Raw genomic sequence first — 13,330 nt, 5'->3', positions numbered from 1 at the left:
CGGCAGAGCGCGTCGGGGCGGAGGCAGGCGTGCGGACAGGCGGGACCGGGCGACCGCTCGGCGCGGCGGACATCGGCGAGCGGCTCGGGGAGCGGGCCACACTCGTGCAGTTCTCCAGCGCCTTCTGCCAGCCCTGCCGGGCGACCCGCAGAGTGCTCGCGGACGTGGCGGAGATGGTCCCCGGCGTGACCCACGTGGAGATCGACGCCGAGGCACGGCTCGATCTCGTACGGGAACTGCGCGTCCTCAAGACCCCCACCGTGCTCGTCCTGGACGCGACGGGGCAGGTGGTGCGCCGGGCCGCCGGACAGCCCCGCAGAGCCGATGTGATCGCCGCTCTGGGGGAGGCCGTGTGACCGGCTGCCGCGCGGGTCGCGAGGGGCGGCCCGGGAGCGTGACGCTTCTTTCACCTTGCGGAACGGACTTGACTGCACGCGGCATCTATCGCGAGCCTGCCTCCATGCCCCGGGATCTCCTTCTGTACGAGCGCGTCCACGTGGACCTCGGCCGCCACGCCAGCGCGCGCTGTCCGCAGTGCTGAGCAACGACGCCTCCGCTCGCACCTCCGGCAACCCCCGGCAGAAGGACAACTCCATGACGGCATCGTCAGCCCTCACCACCCCCCGGCTCGCCACGCCCGAGCTGCTGCGCTCGGTATTCCGGCAGCACGCCGCGGGCGTCGCCGTGATCACCGCCACGCACGGCGCCCGGCCCGTCGGCTTCACCGCCACCTCGCTCGCCTCGGTCTCCGCGGAGCCCCCGATGCTGTCCTTCGGCATCGGCACGGGCTCCTCCTGCTGGCCCGCGCTCTCCGAAGCCACGCACGTCGGCGTCCACGTGCTCGCCGAACGGCAGCAGGAACTCGCCGCGACGTTCGCGCGGAGCGGCGCCGACCGCTTCGGCGCGCCCACGAGCTGGCGCGCGGGGCCCGAGGGCGTGCCCGTGCTCGACGGCGCGCTCGCCTGGCTGGTGTGCCGGATCGTCGCGCGCGTGCCCGCAGGCGACCACCGCATCGTGCTCGCGGAGGCGGTCGTCGGCGACCGTGAGGAGGAGGGGCGCCCGCTCCTGTACCACCAGGGGCGCTTCAACGCGCTGCGCGACTGAGAGTTCCCGCAGAAGGGGCGCTCCGGGTGATTACGGAGCGTTGGGAAGGTCACAGTTCAAAGCGCTTGCTCAGTGGGAATGAACTGGGTGTACTCATGAGTAATATTTCGTTCGGAGCGCGGGCCGCCCCGACCGGGATCCGCCGCTTCAGGCGCCTATGCTGCCTGCAAGAAGGCAGTAGCCATAGCCGAGGCAGCAGCCCAATAAAGACGATGCAGTAGGAGAGCCGGCGTGAGCTTGAGGATCGTTGTCTGTGTGAAGTACGTGCCCGACGCCACCGGCGACCGGCACTTCGCCGATGACCTGACCGTCGACCGCGACGACGTCGACGGCCTGCTGTCGGAGCTCGACGAGTACGCGGTCGAGCAGGCGCTGCAGATCGCCGACGAGGCGGACGACGCGGAGATCACCGTGCTGACCGTCGGCCCCGAGGACGCCAAGGACGCGCTGCGCAAGGCGCTCTCCATGGGCGCCGACAAGGCCGTCCACGTCGAGGACGACGACCTGCACGGCACCGACGTGATGGGCACCTCGCTGGTGCTCGCCAAGGCCATCGAGAAGACCGGTTACGACCTGGTCATCGCCGGTATGGCCTCCACCGACGGCACCATGGGCGTGCTGCCGGCGATCCTCGCGGAGCGCCTCGGCGTCCCGCAGGTCACGCTGCTCTCCGAGGTCTCGGTCGAGGACGGTGTGGTCAAGGGCCGTCGTGACGGCGACTCCGCCAGCGAGCAGCTGGAGGCGTCCCTGCCGGCCGTCGTGTCCGTGACGGACCAGTCGGGCGAGGCCCGCTACCCGTCCTTCAAGGGCATCATGGCCGCCAAGAAGAAGCCGGTGGAGTCGCTCGACCTGGACGACCTGGACATCGACGCCGAAGAGGTCGGCCTCGAGGGTGCCTGGACCAAGGTCGACTCCGCCGCCGAGCGTCCGGCCCGCACGGCCGGCACGATCGTCAAGGACGAGGGCGAGGGCGGCAAGCAGCTGGCCGAGTTCCTCGCCGGCCAGAAGTTCATCTGAGCTTCAGTCATCCCCTCAACCGCCCAACTTCTTCGTAACCGCAGGAGATTGAAGTCCCATGGCTGAAGTTCTCGTCTACGTCGACCACGTGGACGGCGCCGTCCGCAAGCCCACCCTGGAGCTGCTGACCCTGGCCCGCCGCGTCGGCGAGCCCGTCGCCGTCGCCCTGGGTGCCGGCGCCGAGGCCACCGCCGCCACGCTCGCCGAGCACGGCGCGGTGAAGGTCCTCACCGCCGACGCCCCCGAGTTCGCCGACTACCTCGTCGTACCGAAGGTGGACGCGCTCCAGGCCGCGTACGACGCCGTGTCCCCGGCCGCCGTGCTCTTCCCCTCGTCCGCCGAGGCCAAGGAGATCGCGGCCCGCCTCGCGGTCCGCATCAAGTCCGGCATCATCACGGACGCCGTCGACCTGGAGGCCGGCGACGAGGGCCCGGTGGCCACGCAGTCCGTGTTCGCCGCCTCGTACACCACCAAGTCCCGGGTCTCCCGGGGCACCCCGGTCATCACGGTCAAGCCGAACTCGGCCGCCGTGGAGGCCGCCCCGGCCGCGGGCACCGTCGAGGCCCTGTCCGTCTCCTTCTCCGAGAAGGCCACCGGCACCAAGGTCGTCGCGCGCACCCCGCGCGAGTCGACGGGCCGCCCCGAGCTGACCGAGGCCGCGATCGTGGTCTCCGGCGGCCGCGGCGTCAACGGCGCCGAGAACTTCTCGATCATCGAGGCCCTCGCCGACTCGCTCGGTGCCGCTGTCGGCGCCTCGCGCGCCGCGGTCGACGCCGGCTGGTACCCGCACTCCAACCAGGTCGGCCAGACCGGCAAGTCGGTCTCCCCGCAGCTGTACATCGCGTCCGGCATCTCCGGCGCGATCCAGCACCGCGCCGGCATGCAGACCTCGAAGACCATCGTCGCCATCAACAAGGACGCCGAGGCCCCGATCTTCGACCTCGTCGACTACGGCGTGGTCGGCGACCTGTTCGAGGTCGTCCCGCAGCTCACCGAAGAGGTCAAGTCCCGCAAGGGCTGAGCCCACTGTCGGTACGAGGCCCTCGCCCCCGCGCACAGCGGAGCGGGGGCCTCGCCGCGTCACAGCGTCATCGTGACCTGGACGGCCCAGTGGTCGCTGGGGTACTGCCCGCCGAGCGAGAAGGTGTTCACCGACGCCGCGTGCACCGTCGCCGTCGGCCTCGTCAGGACCCAGTCGATGCGCCCGCCGCCCAGGACGGGCGGCCGGTAACCGCCGAACGTGCCGTACGCCGGGCCGCGTTCCTTGGCGGCGTCCCAGGTGTCGACGAGACCGGCGCCCAGCATCGTGGTGTAGACGGAGTTGTCGTGCGCCGTCGCGTTGAAGTCGCCCGTCACGATGAGTGGCGTGGTCGTCTTCATCAGGGCGATGCGCTCCACCATGAGGCTCGCCGAACGCTCGCGCGCGTTCTGGCTGACGTGGTCGAAGTGCGTGTTGAGGACGTAGAGCTGGGTGTTCGTGACCAGGTCGAGGAAGCGCACCCAGGAGGCCATCCGGGGCGAGTTGGCGCCCCAGGTGTTCGAAGCGATGGTGTACGGGGTGTCCGACAGCCAGAAGTGTTCGTACTCGAGCGGGAACAGCCGGCGGTTGTCGTAGAAGACGGCCATGAACTCGTCGCGGCTGCCGCCCCCGACACCCGTGCCGACCCAGTCGTAGTTCGAGCCGAGGTCCGTCTCGATGTCCTGCAACTGGTAGTAGAGGCCCTCCTGGGTGCCGATGACGTGCGGCTGGGCGCGCAGGAGCATCTCCTTCATGACCGGGCGGCGCTCGGCCCAGGTGTGCGGTGGCCTGTTGCTCGCGAAGCGGACGTTGTACGACATGACCTCCAGGCGCGCCTCCGGATCCTCCGGCGCTTCGGCGGCGTGGGCCGGGCCGCCGGACAGCGCCTTGCCCGACAGTGGGACCGCCACGGCGGCGGCGAGCGCCGTCCGCAGGACGGAACGGCGCGTGAAGGGGGAGTCGATGGGCACGCAAGCTCCTTGAGTTCGGTCCGCGCGGCCGGCACCGGGGGCGCGGGAGGATGTGGGCCACAGACTGGCCGCGTCGGTCCCCGCCGGGGTATGGGACACGCGTCAACGCGCGCGGTCCGCTACGGATGCAGGACACGGGAAGGTGTTGACCAGCACGAAGGTCACGGATAACTTCGCTATACGGATTGTTGATTCCGTGAAGCGGAAATGCCGGGCGCGGCACCGAGCGTGTGGAGGATGCAGGAATGGGTCAGCAAGAGAAGGTGGCGACGAGCCTCGCCGGCGCGGTCAGCGAAGGCATCAGCGCTTCCCTCGCCCCGGTGGACGCGGAGCTCGACCGCCGCTACCCCGGCGACCCCGGCACCCGCCAGCCCGTCCACACCGTGTACGTCCCCGGTCAGCAGTTCGCCGCCGACACCGTCCGCACCTGGGGCGACAAGGCCCTGGAGATGCTCGACGAGCACGCCCCGGACGCCGCGTCCTTCGCCGCCGTCCTCGGCCTGGACGACGACTTGGCCGACGCCGTCTACACGCGCGTGCGCACCAAGCTGCAGCGCGAGCCGATCGAAGACCTGCGCATCGACTTCGAGGACGGCTACAAGGGCGCCGACGAGGACCAGGACGCCGCCCGCGCCGCCCGCCTGGTCGCCGAGGCGTACAAGAACGGCACCGCGGCCCCGTACATGGGCATCCGCATGAAGTGCATGGAGGAGTCGGTACGCGACCGCGGCATCCGCACCCTCGACGTCTTCCTGTCCGGCCTCATGGAGGCGGGCGGCCTGCCCGACGGACTCGTCCTCACCCTGCCCAAGGTGACGTACCCCGAGCAGGTCACCGCGATGGTGCGCCTCCTGGAGGAGTTCGAGAAGGCGCGCGGCCTGGAGCGGGGCCGCATCGGCTTCGAGATCCAGATCGAGACCAGCCAGTCCATCCTCGCCACCGACGGCACCGCCGCCGTCGCCCGCATGATCCAGGCCGCCGAGGGCCGCGCGACGGGGCTGCACTACGGCACCTTCGACTACAGCGCCTGCCTGCACGTCAGCGCCGCCTACCAGGCCAGCGACCACCCGGCCGCCGACCACGCCAAGGCCGTCATGCAGGTCGCCGCCGCCGGCACGGGGGTGCGCGTCTCGGACGGCTCCACCAACGTCCTGCCCGTCGGCACCACCGAGCAGGTCCACGACGCCTGGCGGCTGCACTACGGCCTCACCCGGCGCGCCCTGGCCCGCGCCTACTACCAGGGCTGGGACATGCACCCCGGCCACATCCCCACGCGCTACGCCGCGGTGTTCGCGTTCTACCGCGAGGGCTTCGAGGCGGCCGCCGCCCGCCTGGCCGCCTACGCCGGTCACCACGAGGGCGGCGGCGTGGCCGACGAGCCCGCCACCGCCAAGGCCCTCGCCGGCTACCTGCTGCGCGGCCTCGACTGCGGCGCCCTCGACGCCGGCGAGGTCACCCGGCTCACCGGCCTCACCCTGGCCCGCCTGCAGGGCTTCGCGGGCCCGCGCCGCGGCGACCTCACGGGGTCGGGCAAGTAACATCGGCCTCCGTCGTCCCGGCTGCCCCGCCGGGACAGGACGGGAAGCGAGCCGATGAACGGAACCCCTGGCGCAGGCGACACCGAGGCGCTGTACGCCCGCGTGGCCGCTGCCACCGCCGCCGCGACCGGCACGTCGTACCGGTTGCGGCGGACGGAGCCGGGGTTCGACCTGATCGTGGACGTCCCGCAGGTGAGCCGACGCGTCACACAGGTGCACACCTACCGCGTCCAACTGCGCCCGCGGGAGAAGACCTTCACCATCACGGACATCGTCCGCACCGACGAGCGCGGCCCGTTCGGAGTGCCGCAGAGGACAGTGGAGATCGGCCGGAGCCGCTACCGCACGTGGAGCCGCTCACTGGACGGCAGTGAGCGGACCTCCTTCTCGTCCGCCGACGGCCACCGCCTGATCCGCGGCGCGGCCGAGGAACTGGGCTGGACGGAGCTCCGGCCCGCAGGCCAGCGGACCGCCCTCGTCTTCGGAGCCGTCGGCGGAGCGCTGGCACTCGGCACGCTGATCTCCCTCGCCGTCGTCTTCTGGCTGTAGCCGACCCGCCGTCAGAGCCGTTGCCCCGGCCAGTCGACGCAGGACACGACCTCGAACCCCCTGCTGGGGAAGACGGAGTCCATGAAGAAGTCGTGTATCGCCACATCGCCGTCGGCGCACCCGTCCCGCAGCACGGTCACGCGGTAGTCGCGGTCCGCCGCGTCGTAGCACGTCGCGGCCACCATCGCGCTGGTCGCGACGCCGGCGACCGCGAGCGCGCTGACGCCTCGCGCGCGGAGCACGAGTTCGAGATCCGTGCCGGCGAACGCGCTGGCGCGGCGTTTCAGCACGACGACGTCCTCGTCCTCGACCGGCAGAGCGATCCCCGTCCCGGCCGACCCCTCGTGGAAGGTGTCCCCGGCTTCGTGGAACGTCCTGAACAGTTCGTTGTCCGGCGGCAGGTCGGATCCGTTGTCGCGGACGGCGAAGTGCACGAACACGACGAGGACGCCGGCCGCGCGGGCACGTGGGATCAGTTCGGTGAGCGGTGGCACGACACGCCTGGCGAAGGGGTAGCCGTTCACGATGCCCTGCTGGATGTCGCCGACAATCAATGCGGTGGTCATGACAGGCTCCCTGCCCCGAGTCGGCCGAGTCAGTCGAGCCGGCCCATCCGGCCGGGCCGGTTCGAGCCGGTCGCGTCAGCCGGCGGGCGGCAGCTCACCCGATCCGCGCTTGATGAGCCGCGTCGGCAGCTCGATCCGCTCCGGCGCCTCCGACACACCGTCGAGCCTGCGGAACAGCCGCTCCGCCGCCGTCCTGCCCAGCTGCGCCGCGTCCTGCGCCACGACCGTCACGCCCGGGCTCAGCAGGTCCGCGAGCTCGATGTCGTCGAAGCCGACCAGGGCCACGGGACGGTCGAGGGCGGCAAGGACGCGGACGACGGTCACCGTCACCCGGTTGTTGCCCGCGAAGACCGCGGTGACCGGCTCGGGGCCGCTCAGCATCGTCTCGGCCGCCGTCCGGACCCGCTCCGGATCGGTGACGCCGAGGGACACCCACGCCTCGTCGACGGGAATGTCCGCGTCCTCCATCGCCGCGCGGTAACCGCGCAGCCGTTCTATCGCGGTGTGGATGCGCGGCTGGTCACCGATGAAGCCGATACGGCGGTGACCGTGGGCGATGAGATGCGCGACGCCGTCCCGCGCGCCGCCGAAGCTGTCGGAGAGCACCACGTCGGCGTCGATCCTCCCGGCGGGCCGGTCGACGAAGACGGTGGCGACCCCCGCGGCGATCTCCGGCTCCAGATAGCGGTGGTCGTCACCGGCCGGGATCACCACGAGCCCGTCGACCCGCCGCGCGCACAGGGCGAGCACCAGCTCCTGCTCGCGGTCCGGGTCCTCGGCGCTCGATCCGTTGATGAGCAGCGCGCCGTGCGCCCGGGCGACCTCCTCCACGGCACGGCTCAGCGGGCCGTAGAAGGGGTCGGCGAGATCCTCCAGGACGAGGCCGATGCTGGCGGTGCGGCCCTTGCGCAGCACACGCGCGCTGTCGTTGCGGCGGAAGCCCAGGGCCTCGATGGCCTCCTGGACGCGGCGCTCGGTGTCGGGCGTGACGCCCGGCTCGCCGTTCACGACGCGCGAGACCGTCTTCAGGCCGACTCCCGCGCGCGCGGCCACGTCCTTCATGGTCGGCCGGTTGCCGTAACGGTTCTCGGGTCGTCGAGCGGCGGTCTCGGCCACGGTGCGCAGTCCTGTCCTGTCGTCCACGGAGTCGTCGAGCATACGGCGTCGAGCATAGGGCCTGGACAACGTTGTCAGATGCAGGGGAGACTGACCTTCGCACTCTCCGGCCTGCCGATACACCAGGAGACCCGACACAGATGCACATGGACCTCGTCGCCGCACTCGACATCGGCGGCACCAAGATCGCCGGAGCCCTGGTGGACGGGCGCGGCCGGATCCTCCTGCGCGCACAGCGGCCGACGCCCGCGCGTGAGGACGGCGACACGGTGATGCGGGCGGTCGAGGAGGTCCTCGCCGAGCTGACCGGAAGTGAGCTGTGGGGCCGGGCGGCGGCCGTGGGCATCGGCAGCGCAGGCCCCGTCGACGCGTCGGCCGGCACGGTCAGCCCCGTCAACGTCCCGGGCTGGCGCGGCTATCCGCTGGTCGACCGCGTCCGCGCGCTCACCGGCGGCCTCCCTGTGGTCCTGGTCGGCGACGGGGTGGCGATGACCGCCGCCGAGCACTGGCAGGGCGCCGCCCGCGGCCACGACAACGCGCTGTGCATGGTGGTGTCGACCGGCGTCGGCGGCGGCCTCGTCCTCGGCGGCAAGCTGCACCCGGGCCCCACGGGGAACGCGGGCCACATCGGCCACATCAGCGTGGACCTCGACGGCGACCCCTGCCCGTGCGGGGCACGCGGCTGCGTCGAGCGGATAGCGAGCGGCCCGAACATCGCGCGCCGCGCCGTGGCGAACGGCTGGCGCCCGGGCGCCGACGGCGACACGTCGGCGGCCGCGGTGGCGGCGGCCGCCCGCGCCGGGGACCCGGTCGCACTCGCCTCCTTCGAACGGGCCGCCCAGGCGCTGGCCGCAGGGATCGCCGCCACGGCCACGCTCGTCGAGATCGACATCGCGGTGATCGGCGGGGGAGTGGCGAAGGCGGGCGACGTGCTCTTCACGCCGCTGCGCCGCGCTCTTCGGGACTACGCCACGCTCTCCTTCGTACGCCGGCTGACCGTGGCCCCCGCGCTGACGGGCACGGACGCGGGTCTGGTGGGAGCGGCAGCGGCCGCGCTCGACGGGGCGCCGAGCGCGGCTGTGGATCTTCGGTCGGCGGTGGGGGGCTGAGGAGGGGAGCGGGCCAGGGACTAAGCCGGGCGGCGCCTGTCGCCATTCGATCGTTCCCGTGAAGCCGTGGCGAGCTGTTGATACTGGTGCTCTGGCGCTTGGCCGTCAGGATGGCTGGACTTGGTCGAAGAGGGCGAGGGCTTCGGCAGGGTCCGGGCTCACGAGGCGTTCCAGACCGGCCGTCGTGATCTCCGCCCACCTGCCGGCCCGTGCCCACATCTGTTCCTCGAAGGCGTGGACGGCTTCGTCCAGATCTGCAGGGCCGGTGGCGATGGACTCGGCGAGTTCGGCGCCTTCCAGCATCGCGAGGTTCGCGCCCGCCCCCAGTGGGGGCATCAGGTGGGCGGCGTCGCCCAGTAGCGTCACCCCGGGGACGTGGGTCCAGGTGTGGGACACGGGCAGGACGTAGAGGGGGCGGTGGACGAAAGCGGTGCCGCGGCGGAGGAGGTCCAGGACGGGAGCGGCCCAGCCGTCGAACAGAGCCAGCAGGCTCGATCGCACGGCCTCGACGTCGGCCAGGTCCAGGTTCGTGTGCCAGTCCAGCGGCGCGCGGAACTGGGCGTACACCTTGACGTGGCCGCCGCTGTTGCGCTGGGCCACGAGAGCCCGGTTCACGCCGTACACGGCCACGGAACCGTCGCCGATCAGCCGGGCGAGGTCAGGGTGGCGGGTGTCGACATCGTCGAGGAAGGTCTCGACGTAGGTGACGCCGGTGTAGTGCGGTGTCGCCGGCGAGACCGCCGGGCGGGTCCGGGACCAGGCACCGTCCGCGCCGACCACGAGGTCGAACGCCTCCTGCCGCCCGTCCGCGAAATGAACCAGTACGCCATCCCGGGCCCCCGGCACCACCTGCGTCACGCCCCGACCCCATTGGACGTCGAGAGGGCCGAGCAGCAGGTCGCGGAGGTGTCCGCGGTCGATCTCGGGGTTGGCCCGGTCGTCCGGACGGGGTTGCCAGTCGCGCAGGACGGTCCCGGCCGTGTCCAGGATGCGCATGGCCTGCCCCTCGGGACGGGACAGCGCCTGGAACTCCGCCAGCAGTCCCGCCTTGTCCAGCGCGCGCTGGCCCAGCCCTTCGTGCAGGTCCAGGGTGCCGCCCGGAGGGCGGGCGTCGGGGGCGGGATCGCGTTCGAGGACGGTGACGGGATGGCCGTGGCGGTGCAGGACGCGGGCGAAGGTGAGGCCGGCGGGGCCGCTCCCGACCACAGCGATACGGTGTCTCATGTCGATACACTGTATTTACTCGTTACGATGCATCGCAACAGTTCGGAGTGACCATGACCGTGTGGGACCGGCCGGAGCCGCCGACTCGCCCCGTACCGCTCGACCGGGAGCGGATCGTCACCGCGGCCATCGCGCTGGCCGACGAGGCTGGGCTGGAGGCGGTGTCGGTGCGCAAGGTCGCGGCTCGCCTGGACGCGGGTCCGATGCGGCTGTACAGATACATCTCCACGAAGGAGGAGCTGTTCGACCTCATGGTGGACGAGGTCCAGGCCGAGATTCTCCCCGAGGAGCAGCCCGGTGACTGGCGGGAGGCGCTGCGCGTCCTCGCCCACCGCACCAGGCAGGCCGCCCTCCGTCACGAATGGCTGGCCGACCTGCTCGGCGGCCGCCCGGCCTTCGGCCCGAACGGCCTCGCCGTGGCCGAGTCCACTCTGTCCGCCCTCGACGGCCTCGCCGACATCGACACCGTCATGCGCGCCGTCGAGACCGTCAGCGCCTACTTCAACGGCGCGATCCGCCGCGAGATCACGAATCTGCGGGCCGAGCGCACCACGGGCCTGTCCAAGCACGACTGGCAGCGCGCCCGCGGCCCGCACCTGACGAGAATGCTGGCCACGGGCCGCTTCCCGGCGTTGACCAAGGCCGTGTACGAGGGCACGGACGTGGACGCCGAGGCGTCCTTCGCGACCGGCCTTGACTGGGTCCTCGACGCCGTGGCCGCCAAACTCGCCCTGCCGCCGGTGTGACGCTCAGCTCCGCCCGCACGCGAGCGAGGCCGAGGGCCGTACTGCTCAACGAGCATGACAGGGTCCTGGGTGACGGCCACTACTGCGCAGGGCGCCAAGATCAAGTATTGGCGGCTTTTGGGCTTACCTCGGCGCTGCCCCCTGTGCGGACGGCGAGGTCACGGAGGCGCACGCGTGCGGCGCCTCCGCCTCCACCCCTCAACAACTCAGCGTCGCATCCGCCCAGTCGCCGTGGTCCGAGTCGATGCCGTCCCCGCCGTCCGTCACGACGAGACGGACCACCCGGGCGCCGCTCACATCCGCGGACAGTTCCTGCGCGGGCATGGCGTTGGTGAGCACTCCGGTCGACGCGGCTATCTGGCCGTCCGCCCAGATCTCGAAGGCGATCGTGCCCTTCACGATCGTCTCGTCGTCGACGCCGACCTGCGCGGTGACCTTCTCGCAGGCCGCACCGGTGTAGTACTCGACGGCGCTCTCCGCGTGCACGCCGAGGCCCTTCGCGTACACCTTCCCGCCGATGGTGATCGGCCTGCCGTCGCCGAGGCCCCGGTCGCCGTTGCTGGTGTTGCGCTCCACGGGCCCCCAGCCGTTGGTCGCCGAAAGCCACGGCAGATCGCCCAGCAGGGAGTCGCCCGCCGGTGGCGCGACGACGACCTGGGCCGTGAGCGGCAGCACCTTCGTGGCCCGCGCGCCGTGCGGCGAGCGGTAGGTGGCCTTGAGGGTCACGTCGTACGAGCCCGGGTTCGTGCCCGCGGGCGCGGTGACCGTCCAGGACGTGGCGAGCGTCCTGCCGGTCCGCAGCGAGCGTGCCGTGCTCGGCGAGGTCGCCCGCACGGTCCAGCCGGAGGGCGCGTCGAGCGTCACGGCGACCCGCTGGGCGGGCGTGCGGCCCAGGTTGGTGACCTTGGAGGTGACCTTCGCGGGCTTGCCGGCCTCCACGAACAGGGCGCCGTCGACGCCGAGTTCGGCGGCCGGCGGGAGGTGCGCCCACTTTCCGCCGGCGGACACGCGCAGCAGCACGGTGCCGTGCGCCGGGACGGTCGCCGCGATCCGGCCCGCCGTGTTGTAGCTCTTGTGCTCCCACAGATCGCGCAGTGTGTACGCGTGTGCGTCGGGGAGGCCGACCGCCTTCGCCGTCGTGGAGACGGACTGCGCGGTGCCGGTCTCGTTGAAGAGGGCGACGGCACGGCTGCCGTCCTCCATCTCCTTGGCGACGACCCAGCGCCCGCCCTGGGACGAGACGACCTCGCCCTGCTTGCCGAGCGGGTCCTGGTCCACCGCGATGACTTCTTCGTTGCCGAGGATCTCGAAGGTCTCGGGGGACGCCTTGCGCAGGTCGGAGCCGATGAGCAGCGGCGCGGCCATGATCGACCACATCGAGAAGTGCGTGCGGTACTCGGTGTCCGTCATGCCGCCGTTGCCGACCTCGAGCATGTCGGGGTCGTTCCAGTGGCCCGGTCCCGCGTACTTCGCGAGCGGCAGGTTCCGCTTCATGATCGACACCATGGATCCCCAGTTGTCACTGATGTCACCCGTGGTGCGCCAGAGATGGCCGACGTCCGCCGCCCACTCCCACGGCTTGTTCTCGCCCCATTCGCAGATGCTGTAGACGATGGGCCTGCCGGTGGTCTCGGAGGCGGCCTTCAGCGCGTCACGCATCGCGATGTACCGCTTCTTGGCGTCGACGCCCTGGTTGTTGCAGTTGTCGTACTTGAGATAGTCGACGCCCCAGTCGGCGAACTGCTGGGCGTCACTGCGCTCGTGGCCGAGCGCGCCGGGAAAGCCCGCGGCGTTGCAGGTCTTGGTGCCCGCGCTGGTGTAGATGCCGAGCTTGAGGCCCTTGGCGTGCACGTAGTCGGCGACCGCCTTGATGCCGTTCGGGAAGCGGACCGGGTCCGGTACCAGTTTGCCGTTCGCGTCGCGCTCCGGCAGCGCCCAGCAGTCGTCGAGATTGACGTACTCGTATCCGGCGTCCTTCAAGCCCTTCTCGACGAATATGTCCGCGATTCCTTTGATCATCGCCTCGTTGAACTCGGCTCTGCAGTGGGTGGAGTTCCAGTTGTTGAATCCCATGGGCGGGGTGAGCGCCAGCCCGTCGGGGAGTTTCACGCGGGGTGCGTCGGCGGCCTGCCCGGTGGCGGGCGGGGCGGCGGTGTCACGTGCCGCGGCGGGCGTGGCGAGCCCGGCGGCGCACAGCAGGGCGGCGGTCAGCGATCCGACCACTCTTCGGCGGATGGTGCGGGCGGGGAGTTGACGCATGGTTACGTTCCTCCGTACTCGCGGAAGATGGGGGGTTTTAGTGCACGTGTCACGCGGGCGCTTACGGTAGGGCTTGTTGGACTCTGTTGGAAGGGGAGCGTTACCGGTTCGAC

13 protein-coding genes are annotated in these 13,330 nt (G+C 71.4%); 8 read left to right on the top strand and 5 right to left on the bottom strand.

The features are described from left to right. Nucleotides 1–29: 29 nt before the first annotated feature. From ACH4D5_RS29740 to ACH4D5_RS29725, 4 genes are all read left to right on the top strand, one after another. Entirely contained in the window at nt 30–356 is a 327-nt protein-coding gene (locus ACH4D5_RS29740) for a thioredoxin family protein (RefSeq protein WP_398308312.1), read from the top strand. Between the two features lie 238 nt (nt 357–594). Then, a complete protein-coding gene (locus ACH4D5_RS29735) occupies nt 595–1,104 on the top strand; it encodes a flavin reductase family protein (RefSeq protein WP_398308310.1) in 510 nt (169 codons plus the stop codon). A gap of 231 nt (nt 1,105–1,335) precedes the next feature. Next, nucleotides 1,336–2,121 (top strand): electron transfer flavoprotein subunit beta/FixA family protein, encoded by a 786-nt coding sequence (locus ACH4D5_RS29730; RefSeq protein ID WP_365360227.1) that lies wholly within the window; start codon nt 1,336–1,338, stop codon nt 2,119–2,121. Nucleotides 2,122–2,179: 58 nt separating this feature from the next. Continuing rightward, nucleotides 2,180–3,142 (top strand): electron transfer flavoprotein subunit alpha/FixB family protein, encoded by a 963-nt coding sequence (locus tag ACH4D5_RS29725; protein WP_398308308.1) that lies wholly within the window; start codon nt 2,180–2,182, stop codon nt 3,140–3,142. A 59-nt stretch (nt 3,143–3,201) separates the two neighbouring features. Here the strand turns inward: ACH4D5_RS29725 and ACH4D5_RS29720 are convergent, their stop codons facing one another. After that, nucleotides 3,202–4,110 (bottom strand): endonuclease/exonuclease/phosphatase family protein, encoded by a 909-nt coding sequence (locus ACH4D5_RS29720; RefSeq protein WP_398308306.1) that lies wholly within the window; start codon nt 4,108–4,110, stop codon nt 3,202–3,204. 245 nt (nt 4,111–4,355) lie between these two features. On the opposite strand from ACH4D5_RS29720, the gene ACH4D5_RS29715 reads away from it, so the two are divergent. Both ACH4D5_RS29715 and ACH4D5_RS29710 read left to right on the top strand, forming a co-directional pair. Next, a complete protein-coding gene (locus ACH4D5_RS29715) occupies nt 4,356–5,648 on the top strand; it encodes a DUF6986 family protein (protein WP_398308304.1) in 1,293 nt (430 codons plus the stop codon). A gap of 54 nt (nt 5,649–5,702) precedes the next feature. Further along, complete coding sequence (locus tag ACH4D5_RS29710; protein WP_398308302.1) at nt 5,703–6,197, top strand: hypothetical protein; 495 nt, start codon at nt 5,703–5,705, stop codon at nt 6,195–6,197. Nucleotides 6,198–6,208: 11 nt separating this feature from the next. On the opposite strand, the gene ACH4D5_RS29705 is transcribed toward ACH4D5_RS29710, so the two are convergent. Together ACH4D5_RS29705 and ACH4D5_RS29700 are read right to left on the bottom strand one after the other, a co-directional pair. Beyond that, nucleotides 6,209–6,763, bottom strand: a complete 555-nt coding sequence (locus ACH4D5_RS29705; protein WP_398308300.1) for a cysteine hydrolase family protein — start codon at nt 6,761–6,763, stop codon at nt 6,209–6,211. Nucleotides 6,764–6,838: 75 nt separating this feature from the next. Then, nucleotides 6,839–7,921, bottom strand: coding sequence for a LacI family DNA-binding transcriptional regulator (locus ACH4D5_RS29700; protein WP_398308298.1), 1,083 nt, complete (start codon nt 7,919–7,921; stop codon nt 6,839–6,841). Nucleotides 7,922–8,019: 98 nt separating this feature from the next. On the opposite strand from ACH4D5_RS29700, the gene ACH4D5_RS29695 reads away from it, so the two are divergent. Then, the gene (locus ACH4D5_RS29695; RefSeq protein WP_398308296.1) at nt 8,020–8,988 is read left to right on the top strand and encodes an ROK family protein; all 969 of its coding nucleotides are present in this window, start codon (nt 8,020–8,022) and stop codon (nt 8,986–8,988) included. A gap of 105 nt (nt 8,989–9,093) precedes the next feature. Here the strand turns inward: ACH4D5_RS29695 and ACH4D5_RS29690 are convergent, their stop codons facing one another. After that, a complete protein-coding gene (locus ACH4D5_RS29690; RefSeq protein WP_398308294.1) occupies nt 9,094–10,212 on the bottom strand; it encodes an FAD-dependent oxidoreductase in 1,119 nt (372 codons plus the stop codon). Between the two features lie 53 nt (nt 10,213–10,265). Between ACH4D5_RS29690 and ACH4D5_RS29685 the strand changes: the two genes are divergently transcribed. Further along, a complete protein-coding gene (locus ACH4D5_RS29685) occupies nt 10,266–10,958 on the top strand; it encodes a TetR/AcrR family transcriptional regulator (protein WP_398308292.1) in 693 nt (230 codons plus the stop codon). Between the two features lie 198 nt (nt 10,959–11,156). Here the strand turns inward: ACH4D5_RS29685 and ACH4D5_RS29680 are convergent, their stop codons facing one another. After that, nucleotides 11,157–13,217: an NPCBM/NEW2 domain-containing protein gene (locus tag ACH4D5_RS29680; RefSeq protein WP_398308290.1), complete on the bottom strand. Its 2,061-nt coding sequence runs from the start codon at nt 13,215–13,217 to the stop codon at nt 11,157–11,159. Between the last annotated feature and the right edge of the window lie 113 nt (nt 13,218–13,330).

The sequence above is a fragment of the Streptomyces sp. NPDC018029 genome (genome assembly GCF_044327655.1).
Lineage (GTDB): Bacteria > Actinomycetota > Actinomycetes > Streptomycetales > Streptomycetaceae > Streptomyces.
Note: the sequence above shows the minus strand (reverse complement) of the source record. Positions and strands in the feature narration are given on the sequence as shown.

Excerpts from the sequence above, each read along its gene's own strand:
- ACH4D5_RS29715 (WP_398308304.1), top strand. The coding sequence starts at position 4,356 with ATGGGTCAGCAAGAGAAGGTGGCGACGAGCCTCGCCGGCGCGGTCAGC.
- ACH4D5_RS29695 (WP_398308296.1), top strand. The coding sequence starts at position 8,020 with ATGCACATGGACCTCGTCGCCGCACTCGACATCGGCGGCACCAAGATC.
- ACH4D5_RS29680 (WP_398308290.1), bottom strand. The coding sequence starts at position 13,217 with ATGCGTCAACTCCCCGCCCGCACCATCCGCCGAAGAGTGGTCGGATCG.
- ACH4D5_RS29690 (WP_398308294.1), bottom strand. The coding sequence starts at position 10,212 with ATGAGACACCGTATCGCTGTGGTCGGGAGCGGCCCCGCCGGCCTCACC.
- ACH4D5_RS29705 (WP_398308300.1), bottom strand. The coding sequence starts at position 6,763 with ATGACCACCGCATTGATTGTCGGCGACATCCAGCAGGGCATCGTGAAC.
- ACH4D5_RS29685 (WP_398308292.1), top strand. The coding sequence starts at position 10,266 with ATGACCGTGTGGGACCGGCCGGAGCCGCCGACTCGCCCCGTACCGCTC.
- ACH4D5_RS29710 (WP_398308302.1), top strand. The coding sequence starts at position 5,703 with ATGAACGGAACCCCTGGCGCAGGCGACACCGAGGCGCTGTACGCCCGC.
- ACH4D5_RS29735 (WP_398308310.1), top strand. The coding sequence starts at position 595 with ATGACGGCATCGTCAGCCCTCACCACCCCCCGGCTCGCCACGCCCGAG.
- ACH4D5_RS29725 (WP_398308308.1), top strand. The coding sequence starts at position 2,180 with ATGGCTGAAGTTCTCGTCTACGTCGACCACGTGGACGGCGCCGTCCGC.
- ACH4D5_RS29700 (WP_398308298.1), bottom strand. The coding sequence starts at position 7,921 with ATGCTCGACGACTCCGTGGACGACAGGACAGGACTGCGCACCGTGGCC.